Origin of the sequence: Streptomyces sp. NBC_01717 (assembly GCF_036248255.1) — a bacterium.
GTDB lineage: Bacteria > Actinomycetota > Actinomycetes > Streptomycetales > Streptomycetaceae > Streptomyces.
On record NZ_CP109178.1, the window covers coordinates 6,438,694 to 6,457,959 of the forward strand.

Below are 19,266 nucleotides of genomic sequence, written 5' to 3' on the forward strand. Positions count from 1 at the left end.
AGCAACGGCAGGGGCCGCGTCCTACCTGTCGTCGTTGTCCCGGCCGTCTTCGAAGACGAAGAATGGCTTGGCGCCACGTGCGGGTGTTTCGGCGAGCGCGATGGCTTCAGTGAAGCGTTCGAGTGGGAACGGCTGGCCCTGGGGGATGCTCAGCACTCCATCGGCGACGAGACTGCGAACCTCGGACAGCGCGCGCAAGGCATCCTCAGGTGAGGCAGTGCCGAACCAGCGGTTCAGCCAGAAGCCACGGACTGCTTTGGTCTCGTAGATGACCGAGCGTGCCTGCAGCGGGATCGTCAGCGCTGCCGGGTCGGTCTGCCGGTGGGTGGAGAGCGCGCCGTAGACCACGAGCTCTCCTCCCGGAGCCAACGCCTGTGATACCTGGGCACCCACGTGGCCCGCGACACAGTCGATGGCCTTGTGCACGCCGGCCGGTCCCGCGATCTCAGCCACACGCGGCAACAGGTCCTCGTCCTCAGTGCAAATGACCTCGTCACCACCAAGCGCTTTGATCTCCTCAACGGCGTCGCGCCGCCGCACGACATTGATCGTGCGAATACCCAGATGCCTGGCCAGCTGAATGACGAGCCGGCCGACGGTGGAGCCCGCGGCCGTCTGCAACAACCATTCACCCGGCTGTACATCGAGTTCGCGAGTCAGGAGGAGCAGCGCGGTCAACGGGTTGACGGCGAGTTGACAGGCGTCGGAGTCGCTCAGATGGTCGGGAACCGGCAGGAGCCTTCGTGTATCGGCGACAAGGTATTCCTGCCAAGTGCCGGCCACATGCGGCCCGGGTACCGCCGGTACGGCAGCGACCACCACACGCTCGCCGATCTTTAGCCCCTCGGTATCCGGGCCCAGGGCCTCAATACGGCCCACGCATTCCATGTGACCACCGACAGTGGGAAACTCGGGGAAGAAACCGTATCGGCCACGCAGTACGTGCAGATCGCTGGCGTGAACCGGAGTAGCCTTCACGCGGATCAACGCCTGACCGGCTTCTGGCGTGGGAACAGGACAGGATTCCAGCCGCAGGACATCGGTAGGCTCGCCGACCTTTCCGGCTACGAGCGCGCGCATGGATTGAGGCATCAGTGACCTTTCGCCTCTCAGCGCCCGACGAACTCGGCGGGCGTTCTGGACAAAAACGATTCTGGTGCCGGCATCCTCGTCGGCGCCCAGGCTCCGGACCCTTCCTTCTCGATGGAACCGGCCCGTGCACAGAGTGTCGTCGGCGTCGGGTCCCTCTGGGCCTTTGCCGACTCGCTCGGTATGATCATGTAAGCGTGCTGGGTTCGTGCGGCCTACTGAGGTCCGTGATCAGGACAGGTCGCCGCAGCGCACCACTCTGGTTCAGATTTTGAATCCGCCATTTCACGCTACGCCCGGCCCCGGAAAGATTCTCGGCGGCGGACAATGCCGCGTGGCGCGAATTGCCCGCTGCGCCGGTTCTGGGCTCAGGAGGCCTCCGGGGACACCTGGAGGCCGTCGATCGAGTCACGCCCCTTGGCGGTGTCCGCGTACAGTCGGGCCTCGACGATCAGCCCGTCGTTCACGGTGAACAGCAGACAGTGTTCGTTCTCCAGGGTGCGGCCGGTCTTCACCTTCGCCCTGGCCCTGACGGGAACGACCACGTGCGACCCGGAATCGAGCACTGTGTGTGCGTCGTAGTTGAAGGTCTCGTGGTGGTGATCGTAGATATCCCGGTAGAAGGCGAGAAAGCCTTCAGGCCTATGGAATGTCCCGCCGTAAGGCAGGGAGGTGGGGAAGTCGAAAATCACCTCGGGCGACATCAGGTCCATCAGGTCCGAGGAATCATTCTTCTCGAATCCGGAATATGCGCGTCAGCAAGCGTCCACGATTGCCTGATTGTGCGACACGTTTCCTCCGGATCGCAGCAGAAATGAGTTGGAGTCCGTTCAGCCGCGGTCGGCATCCGACGGGTCGGTACCCGCCGACGGGTCGGCACAGTACTTTGCGTACTCTGTCCCGGCGAAGTGCTCGCCCAGCTTCCGGGAGAAGTACTGGAGCATCGGCAGCGGACGGTGGTTCATCACAAGATGTTGCGTCTTCCCCTCTTCGTTCTTATAGACGACAGCGATGTTGGCGATCGGCCTACCGTCCACCGTCGCTGCGTAGTCCTCGACGAAGCCGTTCTCTCCGTACTCACCTATGTAGATGAAGTCCTGGAATTCGTACAGAGTGCGTGCGTAGGACAGTATCGCGAAAACGTCCTTGGCTCCGTGGATGGTCCCGTTGAAGACCCCGGCCTCCAGCGTCACATCGTCGGCCAGATTGTCCAGCCAAGGGGGGTAGTAGTCCTTTCGCTGCCGCGCGGGGTCGCCGCTGCCCAGATATGTCGGTGGCGTCTTGTAGGTCATCTTGCAGCCTCCTGTGTCGGTTGAACTTCCAACAGAATCGCTGGCCGCAACAGGTGCTGTCCAACGAAAGTCGGAGACTGCCGCCATCTCTCTGATAGATACCTCGGGGGCCCGCTGAGGGATACTCGGAGGGTGGAACTGCGCCAGCTCGAGTATTTCGTCGCCGTCGCCGAGGAAGCGAACTTCACCCGTGCCGCCGCACGGCTGCACGTCGTCCAGTCCGCGGTCTCCACCACGATCAAGAACCTCGAGCGAGAACTCCGCACTCCGCTGCTGGAACGCACCCCCAAAGGCGTGCTGCTCACCGATGCCGGTGCTGCCCTGCTACCGCGCGCCCATGCCGCTCTCGACGCCGCCCGGGAGGCCGCAGACGCGGTGGGCGAGGTCCGCGGCGGACTGCGCGGCACACTGCGACTGGGCGCGATAGCCACGGTTGGGGTCATCGACCTTCCCGTGTTCCTCGGTGAATTCCACCGGCGTCATCCCGGCGTGTTCCTGCAGACCAGCGCCGCCCCCTCCGGCTCCCAGGGCCTGGTCGAAGCCCTCCTCGAACGTCGGCTCGACCTCGCCTTCGTTTCGGGGCCCGGACCGCGCCCGACAGGCATCACGCTGACCGCCCTCGCTTCCTCGGTGCTCGACCTCGTCGTGCCGGCCGCCCATCCGCTCGCGAAACGCCGCACCGTGCCGATCACCGAACTGGCAGGCCTGGACTTCGTCGACTTCCCTGCGGGCTACAGCAACCGGACCGTTGCCGACCGGGCCTTCGCCGCTGCCTCCGTTCCCCATCGCGTCGCGATCGAGATCACCGACCTCACCACCGGCGTGGCCTACGTCCGAAACGGCCTGGGCGTGGCGCTGCTGCCACGGGTCGCCCTCGGCAAGGGACAGGACGTCGCCACGCTGACCGTCGAGGACGCCGACCTGGAATGGCAGTTTTCCCTGGCCGCTCCGTCCGAGCGCACGCCCGGTGCTGCGGCACGCGCCATGATCGCGATGGCGCACGAGTTCCTCTGGCGAGAGTGAGCATCGCCTCGGAGGGCGTTGTCACGTTGTCGGTCGGGTGGACGTCTGACGGTGTGTCGAGGCATGGTGCGGCCGGGACCTGATGGCAGGCCACGAGGCATCCCAGGAGCGATTGTCTCTGCAACGTCTGCAACACGGCGGACCTGAACGGTCACAGCAATGGCAACCAGCGGCCGACAGCGTACGGCTGGGACACGACGAAGCTCCCGGCCCACGCGAATTGTGACCTGCAAGGCCGCGGGCAGCCGACTCCACCTGACATTGACGGGCTCCGGAGAGGACCACGCAGGCACATGAGCCCCCATCGAGAAACCGATGGGGGCTCATGACCGATCGAGGCTCACGATCCAGCGGAGTGCCTACACGGCGCTTGCTCCATCACTGGTTGGTGGTGGGGGTGCCGGTGGTGGTGGTCGGCGTGCCGGTCGTGGTGGTGGGGGTGGTGGTGGTCGGCGTGCCGGTCGTGGTGGTGGGGGTGCCGGTGGTGGTGGTCGGCGTGCCGGTCGTCGTGGTCGGCGTGCCAGTTGTGATGGTGGGGGTGCCGGTCGTCGTGGTCGGCGTGCCAGTTGTGGTGGTCGGCGTGCCCGTCGTGGTGGTGGGGGTGCCGGTCGTCGTGGTCGGCGTGCCAGTTGTGGTGGTCGGCGTGCCGGTCGTCGTGGTCGGCGTGCCAGTTGTGGTGGTCGGCGTGCCCGTCGTGGTGGTCGGCGTGCCCGTGGTGGTGGTGGGGGTGCCGGTGGTGGTGGTCGGCGTGCCCGTGGTGGTGGTGGGCGTGCCGGTCGTGGTGGTGGGCGTGCCGGTCGTGGTGGTCGGCGTGCCGGTCGTCGTGGTCGGCGTGCCGGTCGTGGTGGTCGGCGTGCCGGTCGTGGTGGTGGGCGTGCCCGTGGTGGTGGTCGGTTGCGTAACCGGCCCAGTCCCCGCATTGACGGGGGCATTGATGACGCTGGAATTCATGATTTGGGTCATGTTGGTGGTTGTCTGATTGACGACTTGGGTTATCAGCGTCTGCGGCAACCCAAGGCTTCTCGCCGTGCTTTGTGCCGCTGCTATGCCTTGTGCCTTCGCAGCTTGCGGGGAGGCACCTCTACGTATCGCCGCTTGTGCTGCACTCGTTCCGGCAGCTGTGGCGGCGGCTGTAGCTGATGTGCTTCCTGTCGATGTCGCTGCCGCCCCGGTGCAGGCCGTGGAACCTACGGAGAAGTTGCCCGCCCCCGTAACGGTGGTCGGTCCGATGCGGCCGTCAGAGGAAGAGCGCACCATCGTCCCGGTAGGCGAGACTGCGAACGTCCCATTGGGGGCGAAGTTCTCTCCGGTCAGGCTACTTGCTACCACCCGACAATTCTCGTTCGGGGCAGCGGAAGCCGGCTCGACGGTGATCGCGGCCGTCCCTCCGACAAGCGCAACTGTCGCAGCGGCACTCAGGGCGATCTTTCCTCTCATGGTCTTCTCCTTTTCGGCACTGTGCTTGCGATCCCAGTCGCGTGCCGACGTGAGCGGCGGGCCATAACCACCGCGGCTCCGGCGTGACGCTGACGTAGGGGCGGGACCGGCAGAAGCAACTCCGTGTAACTCCGGGTTGAACCCCCCGCTCCTAACACCTTGCGCGTTCTCCTCGTGGATGTCGCGCGGAAGGATCTTCCGGATTCAACCAGTCATGGCTCAGGAGTTGCCTCCGGCGGCCGCTCGCCGGGCACCACACGGCCGCGCGAGGGGAAACAAGTGAAGAGGAGTCGAAGCATGAGAAAATGTACGCGAAGGCGCCGCGGGAGCTGGGTCGGTGCCGTACGAGATGATGGTTGCCAACTCGCAGCACTCCTACGCGAATCGTCCCCGTCGAGCCATAACGTGCCTGGGGCTTCTGAGGCCCCGGCGCGCCGCTGACGGGACAATTCAGTTCACTCCAGCCTCTGGGCTGGTGAAACATGAAGAAGACGACCTTGCGGAGCGTCGGGCTGGTCCACCCGCACTCCCGGGCGTGGTTCAGGGACTTCGCCCGCTGCTACCCCGTGTCGGCGCGGTGCGCTGTGCTGAAGCGGCGCTGAAAGGCGGCTGGGCTGATCGACATTTTCCTCACGAAAACTCTCCGCATACTCTCGTAACTCGGGAATCCCGCAAGGGATGCCACCTGCGTTGCGGTGTGCCCTTGGTCGAGCAGAGCTTTTGCCAGGTCGAACCGGATCATCTCCACGTACCGGGCCGGCGTGGTGGACAGTTCGTCGTGAAAGAGCCGCGTGAGATGCCGGGGGCTCACATTGATGTGCTTGGCGAGCTCACCGAGTGAGTGATTTCCCGCGGGATCAGCCGTCACCAAGTCGGTGATCCTGCGGATGACCGGAGATCGAGGTGGCGGTCCTTGCAGTGGGGCGGAGAACTGTGACTGGCCGCCCGAACGCTGCAAATAGACCACCAGGGCGCGGGCGACATCGCGGGTCAGATCAGGGCCGTGATCCTCCTCGACGAGTGCCAGCGCCAGGTCGATGCCGGCGGTCACGCCCGCCGAGGTGTACGTGGTGCCGTCACGTACATAGATCGCATCAGGTTCGATGTGGCTGGACCGGCACCGGGCGGCGAGTTCCTGCGCGACCTTCCAGTGCGTGGTCGCACGCTTGCCGTCCAGGAGACCGGCGGCGCCGAGGACGAATGCTCCGGTGCAGATGGACGCGACCCGGTCGGCCCGGAGCGCCAGGGTCCGGGTGGCCTCGACCAGGTCACGGGCGACAGGGCTGCGCGGGTAGAGGTCTGCGCCGGCCACCAGGAAGGTGTCGGGAGCAAGCTGCGAGGCGGCGGCGTCGACCGCGATCCGGATCCCGATGGACGAGGTGACGTCGGTGCCGGTCGGTGACGCCAGCACGATCCGGTAGTCGGCACCGAACCGGTTCGCTTCCGCGAACACCTCCGCGGGGCCGGCGACGTCCAGCAGTGTGACCCCGTCATAGACGAGGATCACGACCCGATGCGTGGCGGAGCCCACGCCCCCGTTCCCGGCCTGTCCGGATTCAGGTGACTCATGGCGGGACCGAGGTGGCGCCGAGGGCCCGGTGGTCGGCAGTGTGGAAGACGGGCGCACCGTCCATTCCTAACACACCGATACCGGAAAGCGCAGAGGTCATGACTGAGATCATCGCAGGGGTAGAGATTCCTGAAACAGAGGCGGTCGCCGAAGCCACCCGCCTCATTCAGAAGATGACCAGTCCCCTCATCTACCATCACTCCCGGCGTGTTTTCGTCTTCGGCGTCATTCATGCTCGCAGGATCGGCTTGCAGCCCAACCCGGAGCTGCTCTACCTGTCCGCCATGTTCCACGACACCGGCCTCTTGACGCCATTTTCCGATGTGGAGCAGCGCTTCGAGGTCGATGGAGCCGACCATGCGCGCAAGTTCATGCTCGACCGCGGTTTCCCGGCCGCCGCCGCCGACGTGGTCTGGACGGCTATCGCGCTGCACACGACGCCGGGAATTCCCGGCCGGATGGGCCCGGAGATCGCCATCACGAATCTCGGTGTTCTGACCGACGTGCTCGGCTTGGGGCTGGACGAGTTGGATCGGGTACAGGTGGAAGAGATCACCGACGTCCATCCACGGGGCGACTTCAAGAACGAGTTCCTGCAGGCCTTCGTCGACGGACTCAAGCACCGACCGGAGACCACGAACGGAACCGTGAATGCAGATGTGCTGGAGCACTTTGTTCCCGGCTTCCGTCGCACAACCACGGTCGAGCGCATCATCGGCGCGCCCTGGCCGAGCTGATCAGCGAGCCATGAAAGACAAGGTGAGGAAACATGCGAGTCGTCCTCGCCCCCGGCCGTCGTCTCGGACGAGGCGCCGCCTCCACCGTGCTCGTGCCCGCCGGCGTGGGTGACACATTTCTTCCAGAAGGGACCCAGCATGCAAGCCATCACCGTTCGAGACCGTGACGCGGGTGTCGGTGGGCTCTCCCTCACGGACATGCCCTACCCCCATGCCGCTGAGAACGATGTCATCGTGCGGGTGCATGCCGCGGGGTTCACCCCTGGAGAGCTCGACTGGCCGGGAACCTGGTCCGACCGCGGCGGCCGCGACCGAACGCCGAGCGTGCCCGGGCATGAACTCTCCGGCGTTGTCGCCGAACTGGGCTACGGAACCACGGGCCTGACCGTCGGCCAGCGGGTGTTCGGACTGGCCGACTGGACCCGAAACGGATCACTGGCCGAGTACGCCGGGGTAGAGGCCCGCAATCTCGCTCCGCTACCGGCGGACGTCGGCCACACGGTGGCCGCCGCCCTGCCGATCTCCGGGCTGACCGCATGGCAGGGCCTGTTCGACCACGGTCGCCTCACGACGGGCCAGACCGTCCTCATCCACGGTGCCGCCGGCGCTGTCGGGTCGATCGCCGTGCAGCTCGCACGCGAGGCGGGCGCCCGAGTGATCGGCACCGGACGGGCCGCCGGCAGGGACACAGCACTCGGTCTCGGCGCGGATACCTTCGTGGACCTGGAGAACGACCGGCTCGAAGAGATCGGCGAGGTAGACCTCGTACTCGATGTGCTCGGCGGCGACATCCTCGAACGCTCGACCGCCCTGGTACGCGCCGGTGGCACCCTCGTCACCGTCGCCATGCCGCCCAGAATCCAGCCCGAGGACGGTCGGGCCGTCTTCTTCGTCGTCGAAGCCGACCGGGTCCGCCTCGCGGACCTCATCCAGCGGGTCCGGGACGGACGACTCAAGCCGGTCGTCGGGGATGTGCGGCCACTGTCCGAAGCGCCCGCAGCGTTCGCCCGCAGCGGCCGCCGCACACGCGGCAAAACGATCATCCAGATCGCGGAGAACTGAATGCGAGCGGCCCGTCGACCCGGTCGGGCGATGGCCGGCCGTGCCCATCAGTGGTTCGAGCCCTTGATCCGATGATGAGCGACCTGTTCCCGTGCCGTGCGCCACCGTGACCGAGTCTGCTCGACCACGCTGTCCCACTGCCGGCGGACCTCATGGTCGGAAGGGCGGTGGCCCTGACGGATCCGGCTGAGCTCGTCCCGTACTTCTCGTCCCAGTGCCGCCGACGCAACCAGGACGAGCATGGCTGCGAAGAGGGCGGAGATCATCGCGAAGACAGCACCGACCACCCCGTAGCGTGCTGCGGAGGAGTTGAAGAGATGCGGCATGTAGATGGTCGCGCCCACTGAATAGGCCGCCGTCAGGACGGCGCCGGTGATGCCGAAGGGAAGCAGGTCCGTCCAGCTGATCCGCTTCGCCGACAGGATCCGGCCGCTCCACACGAGGAATGCAGCGGTCACCAGTACCCCACACACCCAGGCGGCCGCCAGACCCAGCACGCCCCCGCTCCGGAGCCCGGAGAGCAACGTGCTGACCACTACGTAGCCACCGAGAGTGAGGATCCACCACAAGCCGTTGCGCGTGTTGCGCACACTGAGGGGCTTGAGTTCCCATGCCTGTTCGAAGAGTCGCTGTGCGGCTCGCGCGAAACTCAGCACCGAGATCGTCAGAAACACGACGCCGAAGATGCCCACGCTTGCGCTGGTCGCCTCGGCAGGAGAGAACAGCGAGCTGACTGCCGTGGCGCCCGCTCCGGTGAGGTGGTAACGCCTGATGATCCGCTCTGCGGCGTCGAAGTGCACAAGGTTGCCCAGGACAGTGCCAAGGAGGATGGAGAGCGGGACCAATGCTGTCAGGGCGCTGGAGGCCAGGGCCATCGAGCGGTCGAACCCCACGATCTTCTGAAACCGGTTGATGACCCGCAACGCGAAGGCCGGCCGCAGCCAGAACGTCAACGTTCTGACGACGCGCTCTCGATTGATCCCCGTCGTCCTGCCCTCCGTGAAGATCGGGACCTTTGTGGCGACGCGAGCCTAACGGCCGGACGCCTGACCGATGAACGGCGACACGAGAAGCAGCATGCAGCCGCCTCCCTTCCCTCGCCCTTGAGCCTGTGGGCGGCTCTGCCGTCGCCGCGGTCGCCGACCGGCTGGAAGGCGTCGCCCGACGCCGAGCCCGGCGAGAGATCCACTGGCGCGCTTTCGGGACAGCCGACCAGAATGCAGTGGAGGAGGCCTGACATGAACGAGCTGCTCAGCCGGGCGATCGAAGCCCACGGTGGGATCACACGCTGGCAGGAACTGACCCAGGCGCAAGCCACCATCGTCAGCGGTGGCCACCTGTTCGCCGTCAAGGGTCTGCCACAGGATCCCGCGCCGCGCGAGATGACCGTCCGACTCCACGAGGAGCACGCCTCGGTCGAGCCCTTCGGTGCCCCGGACCAGAAGACCGACTTCTCGCCCGGGCGAGTGGCCATCGAGAAGCTCGACGGGCGAGTGGTGGCCGAACGCAAGGACCCGCGGACGTCCTTCACAGGCCACGTCCTGGAGACCCCCTGGGACCCGCTGGACCGCGCCTACTTCAACGGCTATGCACTGTGGACCTACCTGACCACGCCGTTCCTGCTGACCATGCCCGGCTTCACGGTCACCGAGATCGAAGCGTGGCGGGAGGGAGGCGAAGCCTGGCGAGGACTGCGCGCCACCTTCCCGTCCGGGATCGCCAGTCACAGCACCCATCAGGACTTCTACTTCGGCCCCGACCACCTCCTGCGCCGGCACGACTACCACGTCGACGTCGCCGGTGGGTTCGCCGCCGCGCAGTATGTGTACGACTACGCCGAAGCGGACGGCATCGTGCTGCCCACCAGACGCCGGGCCTACCGCCGCGACACCGACGACCGCCCCGTCCTCGATGAGGTCATGGTCTCGATCGACCTCAGCAGCATCCACTTCAGCTGACGGAAGACCTGACCGAAGTCGTCAAGGCTGCGGGCGACCCGCCGCAAGCCTCATGAGGGGCGCCGTCAGGCCGTCGACAATCGTTCCACCCTCTGCGCGCCTCTTTCCCGGCGGGCCGCCCGCCCGCCCGCCTGCTGGGGGTCCAGGCCTCGGGGCCGAGTTCCCTGACCGACGTGCGGACGTCGGGCACGGCAGCTGTCCCGACGCCGCTGAGATCAGAGCGGAGCAAGGATCATCAGGACCTCGTCACGGGTGTCGTCGGGTGCGAGTCGCAGGGCTGCCGGCCAGCGACCGATCTCGCGCCATCCGAGCCGTCCGTAGAAGCCCTCGAGCCCCTCACCTCCCCGGGCTGCGAGGTGCAGCTGTTCGAGGCCCAGCTCATCGCGGGCGATCTTCCGGAGCTCGTGGACGAGGGCGGATCCGATGCCGCGTCCGCGGAAGGCGGGGCGGGTCTGCAGATGGTGGACCGTGCCCCGGTGTCCGACGAGCCGGTGAGGATCGCGGTTGAGGACGACCCATCCGGCGAGGAGTCCGTCGACCCGGGCGACAAGGAGTCTGCTCCGGTGCGGGTCGAGACGGCTGAGGAGCTGGTCCGCGACAGGGGTGACGTCGTCCTCGCCGACGGGCGGGAACGGGAATCCCGCCGCGCCGCCGGTGTTGGTGACCGTGATCCAGCAGTCGATCAACTCCCGCCGGAGTTCAGGGGTGACATCGCGCGGGTCGGCCATCTGTACCACGTCGAGGGCGCTGTCGTGCGGCATGAGGAGCAGGATGCCAGAGAGGTCCGACAGTCCTCGCCGCGGTCAGGGTCTCGTGGTGCGCTCGCCGCCTTCGGCTTACGCGGTTTCCGTGGCCGTCGTATGCGTCGTGACGCTTTCGGTGCCAGGCCGCCGAGGGGGCGGAGCTACACGTGATGGCGTGACCTTCCTGGTGCCCCATGGTGGTGTCTCGCCTTCTCGCCGGGGCTGGGGGCCCACGTCCGAGCGCATCCGGAGCAGTACCAGTGCCACAGATGCGGGGCGGCCGGTGTCGTGCGACTGGTGTCGCGCCAGAGTGCCCGGTGATCCAGGCAGTGGGGGCAGTTCGGTGACTGGTGCACCACGGCGTCCTCCTGCGTCGATTGGTGGTCAGCGTGGTACGGCGGCCGGTGGTTCGGTGTGCTGACCCGCTCTTCCCACTCGTACGGGGGATCCGTGCCGGCAGTCGGGGCCGCGACGCCGTCACCCGAATGGATGCGTACAGGTGGTCGCACGGGAACGTGCCGCGCAAGGTCGGTTCTGTCCGGCTTCATCCCGTTCCGGCCCAGGAGTTTCCATGGCACAGACAGCGCCCACGCCCGGCAGGTCCGCCCGTTCCTCCGGTCCGGGGGACGGCAGCAATCCCTGGGCGGCCGGTGGGGTCATGTTCGCCGGTGTTCTGCTGATGGTGGACGGCGTCCTGGGGGTGATCAAGGGCATTGCCGGTATCGCGTCCGACGATGTCTACGCACGCATCAGGAATTACACGTTCAAGTTCGACGTGACGGGCTGGGGCTGGATCCATCTCGTTCTCGGCGTGATTCTTGTCGTGATCGGTCTGGGCATTCTCAAGGGCGCCGGGTGGGCCCGGGTGCTGGGTATCGTGATCGCGGCGCTCAACATGATCGCCAACTTCATGTGGCTGCCGTACGTGCCGATCTGGGCGATCATCTCCATCGCCATCGACACGTTCGTCATCTGGGCCCTGTGCACGGACCGTTCCAAGGTGCTCGTCTGAGTGCTGGTCGTGACGGAGGACGTGCACTCATGGCTGCTGCATCCGATCCGTCGGAAGAGCTCGTCGCTCTTGCCGCCGAGGCGTATGTCTACGGGTATCCGCTGGTCTTCGACCTCTCGACGGCTGAGGACTTCATGCAGGTGGGTGTCGGCCCGCTGGCGCCGACCCCGTTCAATCACTTCGCGCACCCGGGCCGATCGGCGGACCCCGGCACCCCCTGCGCCTCCGTCGGCGACGACACGCTCTGCTCGGTCGCCCAGCTCGACCTCTCCGGCGGGCCGATCCGGCTGCATGTCCCCGACACCGGCAGTGCGTACTACGTACTGCAGTTCGTGGACACCTGGACCAACAACTTCGCGTACGTCGGCCGCCGCGCCACCGGTACGGATGAGGGCGACTGGCTCGTCGTGCCGCCGGGCTGGGCAGGCAGTGAGCCCGCTGGGGTGCGTGGGGTGATCGACGCGCCGACCTCCGTGGTCTCCGTCGTCGGCCGCATCGCCTGTGACGGCCCCGACGACGTGGAGCGGGTCCGGGCGCTGCAGAAACAGCTCACGCTCACGCATCTCGAACCCGGGACGCACCGCACGGGGCTGCCCGCGCCCGACATCGACGTACCGGAGCAGCTGCGCTTCTTCGAGCAGCTCAGGGTGTGGATGGCCGACTTCCCGCCGGCTGCCGCCGACTGTGCGTACCAGGACAGGTTCCAGCCGCTGGGGCTGCTGGAGGAGGGGCCTTCGCCGTACGTCTCCGCCGATCCCGTCCTCGTACGCGCACTCGTCGAGGGGATGGAGCGCGGCAGGGCGCGCGTGGCGGAGGCCGGGCGGCCGGGTGCGGCGGACGGTGGGCGCTGGGTGATGGATCCGCATCTCTTCGACTACAACCTCGACCGTTTCGGGGTGGGGACGATCGACTCGCCGGAGTGGAAGATGGCCGACCGGGAGGCGTCCTACCTGGTCAGGGCGGTGGCGGCACGCGTCGCGCCGTGGGGGACCCATGGGTACGAGGCCGTGTTCGCACACACCGCCCACGACGCCGACGGTCATCGGCTGAACGGCGCCCACTCCTATGTGCTGCGCTTCGAGCAGCCGCCGCCGGTCGGGGCGTTCTGGTCCTTGACCATGTACGACGCCCCGGACGGCCGCCTCGTCGAGAACCCGGCGCGCCGGTACGCGATCGGTGACCGTACGCCCGGGCTGGTGCGTGCGGACGACGGGTCGCTGACCGTTCACCTGGGGAAGGAACGCCCTGCGGACCCCGCGGCGGCGGCGAACTGGCTGCCCGCGCCCGACGGGGACTTCCGGCCCGTGCTCAGGCTCTACACGCCGGGGCGTGCGGTGCTCGACGGCAGTTACCGGATCCCCGCGGTCGAGCGGGGCTGAGGCCGGTCCGGGTCCGGGGGTGCCCGCTTGCCGGGGGCGATGTCAGTGGGCCGGTACACACTGGAGGCATGTGCCGCAGCATCAAGACCCTTCGCCCGCCCGTCATCCCCGAAGAGGCCACCGAGGAGGACATCCGGGCCGCCGCCCTGCAGTTCGTACGCAAGGTGTCCGGCTTCCGCGCTCCGGCCGCGCACAATCAGGAGGTGTTCGACCGGGCCGTCGACGAGATCGCCGAAGCGACCGCCCGACTGCTGGACGGTCTTGAGGTGCGGGGGGCGCCCGTCAGGACGTCTTAGGTGCCGAAGCCGCCGCTGGGGCTGTCGCGGGGGTGGCTGCTGTCGCTCCGGGGCGGCGCATCAGGTACGCGGCCAGCGCGCCGGCCACGAACAGGGCCAGCACCGAGACCGCCGTGCCCAGCCATGTCGTGCCGAGCCACTGGCCGCCGAAGTAGCCGAGGCCCACGCTGTAGCCCGCCCAGGCCACGCCGGCCAGCGCAGACCAGGGCAGGAATTCCTTCACCTTGCGGTGCGCCGCGCCCGCGCCCAGGGAGACGACCGAGCGGCCTGCCGGGGCGAAGCGGGCGATGACGACGAGGATGCCGCCGCCGCGGCCCAGGGCCGCGCCGAGACGTTCCTGTGCGGTGGTGAGGCGACGGGAGCGGGCGATGGCGCGGTCCAGCCGGTCGCCGCCGCGCCAGGCCAGGCGGTACGCGACGAGGTCGCCGAGCACCGAAGCGGTGGCCGCGCTCAGGATCAGCGCGAGGAGCGATGGAACCTGGGGGACCTCTCCGGCGGAGCCGGCTGCGACCGAGGTCGTGCCGGCGGCGGCAGCTGTGGCCGCCGTGATCACCAGGACCCCGCTGGGCAGCACGGGCAGGAAGACGTCCAGGAGCACCGAGAGGGCGACCACCGCATAGATCCATGGGCTGCCGGTCAGCGCACCCATACTCTCGAGCACCTTCGCGTACTCCCCGTTCGTTCCAACGCCGCGACGTCGCAGGGGAGCGGCAGGGGCGGCAGGGCCAGCTGTACAGCGTACGCCTGCCGTTTACCCGTACATCATTACGCGCGGTGGATGTTGTGCACCTCACGTGTCACATGTGCCGCGCCTGCCCCACGGGGACCGGTGGGGCAGGCGCGGCAGCACGGGACACGCCGGAGGCTCAGGCCGCGACCGCCGGTGCCTGCTCGCGGGTGCGGTCCTCGCTGGGCTCCGCGTCACTCCGCCGTGCGAACAGCCGGTCCACGGCCAGGGAGCCGGGGCCGGTGAAGACCAGCAGCAGGAACACCCAGCAGAAGACCGCGGACGGCTCGCCGCCGTTCTGCAGCGGGAAGAGTGCCTCGGGCTGGTGGACCTTGAAGTACGCGTACGCCATGGAGCCGGAGGCGACGAAGGCGGCGATACGGGTGCCGAGGCCCAGGACGATCAGGGTGCCGCCGACCAGCTGGATGAGCGCCGCGTACCAGCCCGGCCAGGTGCCGGTGGGTATGGAGCCGCCGCCCATGGCGCCGCCGAGCACGCCGAAGAGCGAGGCGGCGCCATGGCAGGCGAAGAGCAGGCCGATGACGATCCGGAACAGGGCGAGAGCGTGGGGTTGTGCACGGTTCAGGCGTGCGTACATGGGGGGAGGGCTCCTTCGGTCGGTGGGGGACGAGAACCGATTGAGCGCCTCAGGTTAGGGTGACCTCACCAGTGCTTGCAAGTTCAACATTTTGCCGACTGGCTGAAAATTTACCTACTCGCCGACGGTCAGTGTCTGCTCCAGCACCGTCTCCAGCTGCGCACCTGTGGCCTTCTCTTTGGCCTGAACCAATGTCAGCGCGGCATTCCGGCCATGCAGCGTCAGCGTCATCAGCTGATTGCCGAACCACGGTCCGCCGGTCTTCCGCCACCGGATCGGTGCCGGGCCTGTCCGGCCGTGCCGCGCCAGCAGCCGGCCGAGCCGCCGCCCTGCCCGGCTCCAGCCGAAACGGAACCCCGCTTTGAGCAGTCCGGGGACCGAGTTGTGCACGGGAGAGCAGGTCAGCTGCAGGATGCGCGCCCCGGGGTCGGTGTCCGGCGCGTCGGCCGGCCACGTGGGCTGCGCGATGTACGCATGGTGCACATCGCCTGACAGCACACAAACCGTCGCCGGGGCGTCCGGTCCGCTTCCTGCCTCCCTGATCAGCTCCGTCAGCCGACGGAAGGAGTCGGGGAAAGCCGCCCAATGCTCCAGGTCGGAGCGGCGCCGCAGATTCTCGCCGAACCGCGCCCATCGTCCATCGGGCCCGCCCCGCTCGCCCCGGCACAGCGCGGCGTTCCACTCCTCCGCGTCATGGATGAGCGGGGGCAGCAGCCACGGCAGCGAGGTGCCGATCAGGAGATGGTCGTACGAACCGGGGTCGGCGAGAGCCTCCTCGCGCACCCAGTGCGCCTCCTTGTCGTCGAGCATCGACCGGCTCTCCTCGTCGAGTACGCGGGCCGCTCGGGTGTCCACCATCAGCAGCCGTACTCGGCCGAAAACACGGCGGTAGCTCCAGCGGGTGCGCGTGGGGTCGGCGTCCGCCTCGGCGGCGAAACGGCGCAGCACCTCGGTGCCGTCCGGATCGGCGCGGACGGCCGCGTAGACCGGGTCGGCGGCCAGAGCGGCGGGGGAGAGGTTGCCGAGGTGCTGATAGACCCAGTACGACGCCAGTCCGCTGACGATCCGCTCGTGCCACCAGGGGGTCGAACGGATGGAGGCGAGCCATGCGGCGCTGGTGTTCCAGTCGTCCACCACATCGTGGTCGTCGAAGATCATGCAGCTGGGGACGGTGGAGAGCAGCCAGCGAACCTCGGGGTCGCGCCAGGACTCGTCGTAGAGGTGGGTGTACTCCTCGTAGTCCGCGACCTCGGCGCCCGGCGGCTCCGCGAGGTCCCGGCGCGCGGCGAGGCGGCTGCGGGTCGCCTTCGACGTCTCGTCCGCGTACACCTGGTCGCCGAGGAGGAGCAGGACGTCGGGGCGTGCGGCGCCGGGATCGGCGGCGAGCCGGGCGGCAAGGGTGTCGAGCGCGTCGGGGCCGGCGGCGTCCCGCTCGCCGATGGGGGGAGCGGCCCAGCGGCAGGATCCGAAGGCGATCCGGACGGGCGTCGGCTCTGCGTTCCCGTCCGCCGCGGAGGGGGCGGGGGATATCGGGGGTGTGGTGATCGTGCTCGCGGGGAATCCGGAGTCCTCGAGCGGCCAGACCTTACGGCCGCCGAGCAGCACCTCGTACGCCGTGGTCGAGCCCGGTGTCAGGCCCGTCACGACCACCAGCGCGTAGTGGTGACCCGCGATCGCGAACGTCCGGGAGGAGCCCGACGCGACGTCCGCGCACCGGACTTCGGCCGTGGTCGGCCGGTCGGCCTCGACCCAGACGGTCGCGGTGGAACCCGTCTCCCAGTCGACGTACCGCAGTAGTGGTCCCAGGCGCAGTCCGGCCATGAGGTGTCCTCCTCGCGTCGTTCCGTACGGACGGGGCCCGTGCACGTACGGACGAAGCCCGTCGCGTGCGAGCGGGCTCCGTACCGTACGGAACGGCGGGGGAGGGGTGAGCGGTTCCGGTCAGCAGCCGTTGAGAACGGACTGGAGCGCGCTCTTCTCCGCCGAGTCGACGGTCAGGTTGTAGTAGTGCTTCACGTGTACCCAGGCGCGCGCGTAGGTGCAGCGGTAAGCGGTGCGCGAAGGCAGCCACGTCGCCGGATCCTGGTCGCCCTTGGACTGGTTGACGTTGTCCGTGACCGCGATGAGCTGCGGGCGCGTCAGGTCGTTGGCGAAGGACTGGCGTTGTGCGGTGGTCCAGCTGCTCGCGCCCGAGCGCCAGGCCTCGGCGAGCGGGACCATGTGGTCGATGTCCAGGTCGGAAGCGGCGGTCCAGCTGGCACCGTCGTACTCCGAGTACCAACTGCCGCTGACGGCCGTGCAGCTGGAGTTCTGCGTCACGTTCGTGCCGTCCCGCTTCAGGACGACCTCGCGGGTGTCGCAGGCGCCCGACTGGGTTATCCAGTGCGGGAACAGGTCCCGGCTGTAGCCGGTCGACGAGCCTTCCGCCTTGACGGTCAGCTGGCTCAGGTAGGTGCGGGCGGTGGACGCGGCGACCGGCGTGGGCATGGCGGCCTGGGCGGTGGGCGCGGTGAGCAGTCCGCTGGTTGCGGCAAGTGCGGCGGATGCGACGACGACGCCGATGCGACGCGCGTAGACACCTGACATGCGAACTCCCTTGATGTGGGGGATCTTGGGCGGGCGACCTGTGGACCCGGCCATCGTGGCGGCGCCAGGTTTCTGTGGGGTGGGCGCCAGGTAACAGAGTGGCGACATGTGCACGTCACATCAAGGGGTGTGACAGGGCTGACGCACCGACAGTTCGGGGCTGCGGAAAACCGATTCGTACCGGATGCCGGAATGGGCCCGACCTATGGTGGCCGCGTGCTGCTTCCGGTCAACATCACGCTCGGCGTCGTCCTCGCCCTGCTGCTCGCGGCGGCCGCCGTCGTCGCCGCCGTGGCCTCGCTCGGCCGCTCGCGCGAGATCGTCCTGGCCGGACTGCGGGCCGCGGTCCAACTCGCCGCCGTCTCCGTGCTCATCGGCTGGGTGGTCCGCTCGCTGCCGGCGCTGCTCGGCTTCGTGGCGCTGATGTACGCGGTCGCGGTACGGACCGCGGGGCGCCGGATCACCGCGAACCGCACCTGGTGGTGGGCGGCACTGCCGATCGCCGCGGGGGTCGCGCCGGTGATCGCCGTCCTGCTGCTCACCGGACTCCTGCCGGTCCGCGGCCTCGCGCTGATCCCGGTCACGGGCATCCTCATCGGAGGTGCGCTCACCGCGACCGTGCTCGGCGGACGGCGCGCCCTGGACGAACTGACCATGCGGCACGGGGAGGTGGAGGCGGGGATGGCGCTCGGGCTGCTCGACCGTGACGCGCGGATGGAGATCGCCCGGCCGGCGGCGTCGGAGGCGCTGCTGCCGGGGCTGGACCAGACGCGGACCGTGGGGCTCGTCACGCTGCCCGGGGCGTTCGTGGGCATGCTGCTCGGCGGCGCCTCACCGGTTCAGGCGGGGGCCGTGCAGTTGTTCGTGCTGGTCGCGCTGATGGCCGTACAGGCGGTGGCCGTCGCGACGGTCCTCGAACTCGTGGCGCGCGGACGGATGTACCGGGACTGAGCCCCTGGGAAAGGCCCCAGGGGCTGGATGTCCTCGGCCGATCGGCCGGACGCTACCGGGGAGCGCCGATGTACAGGTGGATCGAGCCGTCGGCCGACGCCTCCACGCGGATCTGCGTCAGATCCTCGACGTGTGCGTCCGGCGCCAGCGCCGCGGCGCGCGGGCCGACTCCCACGACCCGCATGCCGGCCGCCCGGCCCGCCGCGATGCCGGCCTCCGAGTCCTCGAAGACGATGCAGTCCGCCGGGGCGAAGCCCAGTTCGGCCGCGCCCTTGAGGAAACCCTCGGGGTCGGGCTTGCTGGCGCCGACGCATTCCGCCGTGACGCGGATGCTCGGCATCCGCAGTCCGGCTGCCGTCATCCGGGCCCGGGCCAGCGCCTCGTCCGCCGAGGTCACCAGGGCGTGCGGGAGCGCCGCGATCGCGTCCAGGAAGACGGGGGCACCGTCGATCGGGACCACTCCGTCGGTGTCGGCGGTCTCCTCGGCGAGCATCACGCGGTTGTCCGCGTAGTTCTGCTCCATCGGGCGGTGGGGGAGGAGTACTGCCATCGTGGCGTACCCCTGGCGCCCGTGGACCACCTTGAGCGCGGCCTCCGGGTCCAGGCCCTCCCGCAGTGCCCACCGCCGCCAGCAGCGCTCCACCACGGCGTCGGAGTTCACGAGGGTGCCGTCCATGTCGAGCAGGAGGGCACGTGCGGTGAGGACGGTGGCCGACATCGGCGGTCTCCAGGCGGGGGGGAAGAGGGCAATGCGGGGTGACGCGAACAAGCAGGTGAAGAGAACAAGCAGCCCCGCCCGCCGGTCA

Annotated in this window: 19 protein-coding genes and 1 pseudogene; 9 read left to right on the top strand and 11 right to left on the bottom strand. The window is 68.4% G+C overall.

Going from position 1 to position 19,266, the window contains the following annotated elements; translation table 11 throughout:
* Positions 1–21: 21 nt before the first annotated feature.
* The 3 genes and pseudogenes from OHB49_RS29180 to OHB49_RS29190 all read right to left on the bottom strand — a co-directional run bounded on the left by OHB49_RS29180 (position 22) and on the right by OHB49_RS29190 (position 2,381).
* Positions 22–1,080 carry a zinc-dependent alcohol dehydrogenase family protein gene (locus tag OHB49_RS29180; RefSeq protein WP_329163985.1) on the bottom strand — a complete coding sequence of 353 codons (1,059 nt, stop codon included), beginning with the start codon at positions 1,078–1,080 and terminating at the stop codon, positions 22–24.
* A 377-nt stretch (positions 1,081–1,457) separates the two neighbouring features.
* A pseudogene (locus OHB49_RS29185) lies at positions 1,458–1,829 on the bottom strand (nuclear transport factor 2 family protein); the annotation flags it as partial.
* A gap of 90 nt (positions 1,830–1,919) precedes the next feature.
* Entirely contained in the window at positions 1,920–2,381 is a 462-nt protein-coding gene (locus OHB49_RS29190; protein ID WP_329163986.1) for a hypothetical protein, read from the bottom strand.
* A gap of 132 nt (positions 2,382–2,513) precedes the next feature.
* On the opposite strand from OHB49_RS29190, the gene OHB49_RS29195 reads away from it, so the two are divergent.
* Together OHB49_RS29195 and OHB49_RS29200 are read left to right on the top strand one after the other, a co-directional pair.
* On the top strand, positions 2,514–3,404 hold the full coding sequence (locus OHB49_RS29195) for a LysR family transcriptional regulator (RefSeq protein ID WP_329163987.1): 891 nt from the start codon (positions 2,514–2,516) through the stop codon (positions 3,402–3,404).
* 370 nt (positions 3,405–3,774) lie between these two features.
* Complete coding sequence (locus OHB49_RS29200; RefSeq protein ID WP_329163988.1) at positions 3,775–4,383, top strand: hypothetical protein; 609 nt, start codon at positions 3,775–3,777, stop codon at positions 4,381–4,383.
* Between the two features lie 1,017 nt (positions 4,384–5,400).
* Here the strand turns inward: OHB49_RS29200 and OHB49_RS29205 are convergent.
* Positions 5,401–6,372, bottom strand: a complete 972-nt coding sequence (locus OHB49_RS29205) for a GlxA family transcriptional regulator (protein WP_329163989.1) — start codon at positions 6,370–6,372, stop codon at positions 5,401–5,403.
* A gap of 137 nt (positions 6,373–6,509) precedes the next feature.
* Between OHB49_RS29205 and OHB49_RS29210 the strand changes: the two genes are divergently transcribed.
* Complete coding sequence (locus OHB49_RS29210; protein WP_329163990.1) at positions 6,510–7,148, top strand: HD domain-containing protein; 639 nt, start codon at positions 6,510–6,512, stop codon at positions 7,146–7,148.
* 138 nt (positions 7,149–7,286) lie between these two features.
* The gene (locus tag OHB49_RS29215; RefSeq protein ID WP_030970397.1) at positions 7,287–8,210 is read left to right on the top strand and encodes an NADP-dependent oxidoreductase; all 924 of its coding nucleotides are present in this window, start codon (positions 7,287–7,289) and stop codon (positions 8,208–8,210) included.
* A gap of 47 nt (positions 8,211–8,257) precedes the next feature.
* On the opposite strand, the gene OHB49_RS29220 is transcribed toward OHB49_RS29215, so the two are convergent.
* A complete protein-coding gene (locus tag OHB49_RS29220) occupies positions 8,258–9,163 on the bottom strand; it encodes a YhjD/YihY/BrkB family envelope integrity protein (RefSeq protein ID WP_329163991.1) in 906 nt (301 codons plus the stop codon).
* A 285-nt stretch (positions 9,164–9,448) separates the two neighbouring features.
* On the opposite strand from OHB49_RS29220, the gene OHB49_RS29225 reads away from it, so the two are divergent.
* Positions 9,449–10,168, top strand: a complete 720-nt coding sequence (locus OHB49_RS29225; protein WP_329163992.1) for a hypothetical protein — start codon at positions 9,449–9,451, stop codon at positions 10,166–10,168.
* A 215-nt stretch (positions 10,169–10,383) separates the two neighbouring features.
* Here the strand turns inward: OHB49_RS29225 and OHB49_RS29230 are convergent, their stop codons facing one another.
* Entirely contained in the window at positions 10,384–10,929 is a 546-nt protein-coding gene (locus OHB49_RS29230) for a GNAT family N-acetyltransferase (RefSeq protein WP_329163993.1), read from the bottom strand.
* A gap of 553 nt (positions 10,930–11,482) precedes the next feature.
* Here OHB49_RS29230 and OHB49_RS29235 point away from each other — a divergent pair.
* From OHB49_RS29235 to OHB49_RS29245, 3 genes are all read left to right on the top strand, one after another.
* Positions 11,483–11,923, top strand: a complete 441-nt coding sequence (locus tag OHB49_RS29235) for a DUF7144 family membrane protein (RefSeq protein WP_030970405.1) — start codon at positions 11,483–11,485, stop codon at positions 11,921–11,923.
* Positions 11,924–11,952: 29 nt separating this feature from the next.
* On the top strand, positions 11,953–13,302 hold the full coding sequence (locus OHB49_RS29240) for a DUF1254 domain-containing protein (protein ID WP_329163994.1): 1,350 nt from the start codon (positions 11,953–11,955) through the stop codon (positions 13,300–13,302).
* A gap of 68 nt (positions 13,303–13,370) precedes the next feature.
* Positions 13,371–13,598, top strand: a complete 228-nt coding sequence (locus OHB49_RS29245; RefSeq protein WP_030970409.1) for a DUF2277 domain-containing protein — start codon at positions 13,371–13,373, stop codon at positions 13,596–13,598.
* Here the strand turns inward: OHB49_RS29245 and OHB49_RS29250 are convergent.
* The 4 genes from OHB49_RS29250 to OHB49_RS29265 all read right to left on the bottom strand — a co-directional run bounded on the left by OHB49_RS29250 (position 13,585) and on the right by OHB49_RS29265 (position 17,509).
* Positions 13,585–14,259: a DedA family protein gene (locus tag OHB49_RS29250; protein WP_329163995.1), complete on the bottom strand. Its 675-nt coding sequence runs from the start codon at positions 14,257–14,259 to the stop codon at positions 13,585–13,587. The genes OHB49_RS29245 and OHB49_RS29250 overlap by 14 nt on opposite strands.
* 205 nt (positions 14,260–14,464) lie before the next feature.
* Positions 14,465–14,923 (bottom strand): DoxX family protein, encoded by a 459-nt coding sequence (locus tag OHB49_RS29255; protein WP_329163996.1) that lies wholly within the window; start codon positions 14,921–14,923, stop codon positions 14,465–14,467.
* Between the two features lie 114 nt (positions 14,924–15,037).
* Positions 15,038–16,744, bottom strand: a complete 1,707-nt coding sequence (locus OHB49_RS29260; protein ID WP_329163997.1) for an alkaline phosphatase D family protein — start codon at positions 16,742–16,744, stop codon at positions 15,038–15,040.
* 120 nt (positions 16,745–16,864) lie between these two features.
* Positions 16,865–17,509 (bottom strand): HNH endonuclease family protein, encoded by a 645-nt coding sequence (locus OHB49_RS29265; RefSeq protein ID WP_329163998.1) that lies wholly within the window; start codon positions 17,507–17,509, stop codon positions 16,865–16,867.
* A 216-nt stretch (positions 17,510–17,725) separates the two neighbouring features.
* Between OHB49_RS29265 and OHB49_RS29270 the strand changes: the two genes are divergently transcribed.
* Positions 17,726–18,460 carry an ABC transporter permease gene (locus OHB49_RS29270; RefSeq protein WP_329163999.1) on the top strand — a complete coding sequence of 245 codons (735 nt, stop codon included), beginning with the start codon at positions 17,726–17,728 and terminating at the stop codon, positions 18,458–18,460.
* A gap of 52 nt (positions 18,461–18,512) precedes the next feature.
* Here OHB49_RS29270 and OHB49_RS29275 read toward each other — a convergent pair whose 3' ends face one another.
* Positions 18,513–19,178: an HAD-IA family hydrolase gene (locus tag OHB49_RS29275; RefSeq protein WP_329164000.1), complete on the bottom strand. Its 666-nt coding sequence runs from the start codon at positions 19,176–19,178 to the stop codon at positions 18,513–18,515.
* Positions 19,179–19,266 lie beyond the last annotated feature (88 nt).

What these genes read in the sequence shown, in the direction of transcription:
- OHB49_RS29180 (WP_329163985.1), bottom strand. Translation starts at nt 1,080, where the DNA reads ATGCGCGCGCTCGTAGCCGGAAAGGTCGGCGAGCCTACCGATGTCCTG.
- OHB49_RS29235 (WP_030970405.1), top strand. Translation starts at nt 11,483, where the DNA reads ATGGCACAGACAGCGCCCACGCCCGGCAGGTCCGCCCGTTCCTCCGGT.
- OHB49_RS29275 (WP_329164000.1), bottom strand. Translation starts at nt 19,178, where the DNA reads ATGTCGGCCACCGTCCTCACCGCACGTGCCCTCCTGCTCGACATGGAC.
- OHB49_RS29265 (WP_329163998.1), bottom strand. Translation starts at nt 17,509, where the DNA reads ATGTCAGGTGTCTACGCGCGTCGCATCGGCGTCGTCGTCGCATCCGCC.
- OHB49_RS29245 (WP_030970409.1), top strand. Translation starts at nt 13,371, where the DNA reads ATGTGCCGCAGCATCAAGACCCTTCGCCCGCCCGTCATCCCCGAAGAG.
- OHB49_RS29255 (WP_329163996.1), bottom strand. Translation starts at nt 14,923, where the DNA reads ATGTACGCACGCCTGAACCGTGCACAACCCCACGCTCTCGCCCTGTTC.
- OHB49_RS29210 (WP_329163990.1), top strand. Translation starts at nt 6,510, where the DNA reads ATGACTGAGATCATCGCAGGGGTAGAGATTCCTGAAACAGAGGCGGTC.
- OHB49_RS29190 (WP_329163986.1), bottom strand. Translation starts at nt 2,381, where the DNA reads ATGACCTACAAGACGCCACCGACATATCTGGGCAGCGGCGACCCCGCG.
- OHB49_RS29240 (WP_329163994.1), top strand. Translation starts at nt 11,953, where the DNA reads ATGGCTGCTGCATCCGATCCGTCGGAAGAGCTCGTCGCTCTTGCCGCC.
- OHB49_RS29215 (WP_030970397.1), top strand. Translation starts at nt 7,287, where the DNA reads ATGCAAGCCATCACCGTTCGAGACCGTGACGCGGGTGTCGGTGGGCTC.
- OHB49_RS29260 (WP_329163997.1), bottom strand. Translation starts at nt 16,744, where the DNA reads ATGGCCGGACTGCGCCTGGGACCACTACTGCGGTACGTCGACTGGGAG.
- OHB49_RS29225 (WP_329163992.1), top strand. Translation starts at nt 9,449, where the DNA reads ATGAACGAGCTGCTCAGCCGGGCGATCGAAGCCCACGGTGGGATCACA.
- OHB49_RS29230 (WP_329163993.1), bottom strand. Translation starts at nt 10,929, where the DNA reads ATGCCGCACGACAGCGCCCTCGACGTGGTACAGATGGCCGACCCGCGC.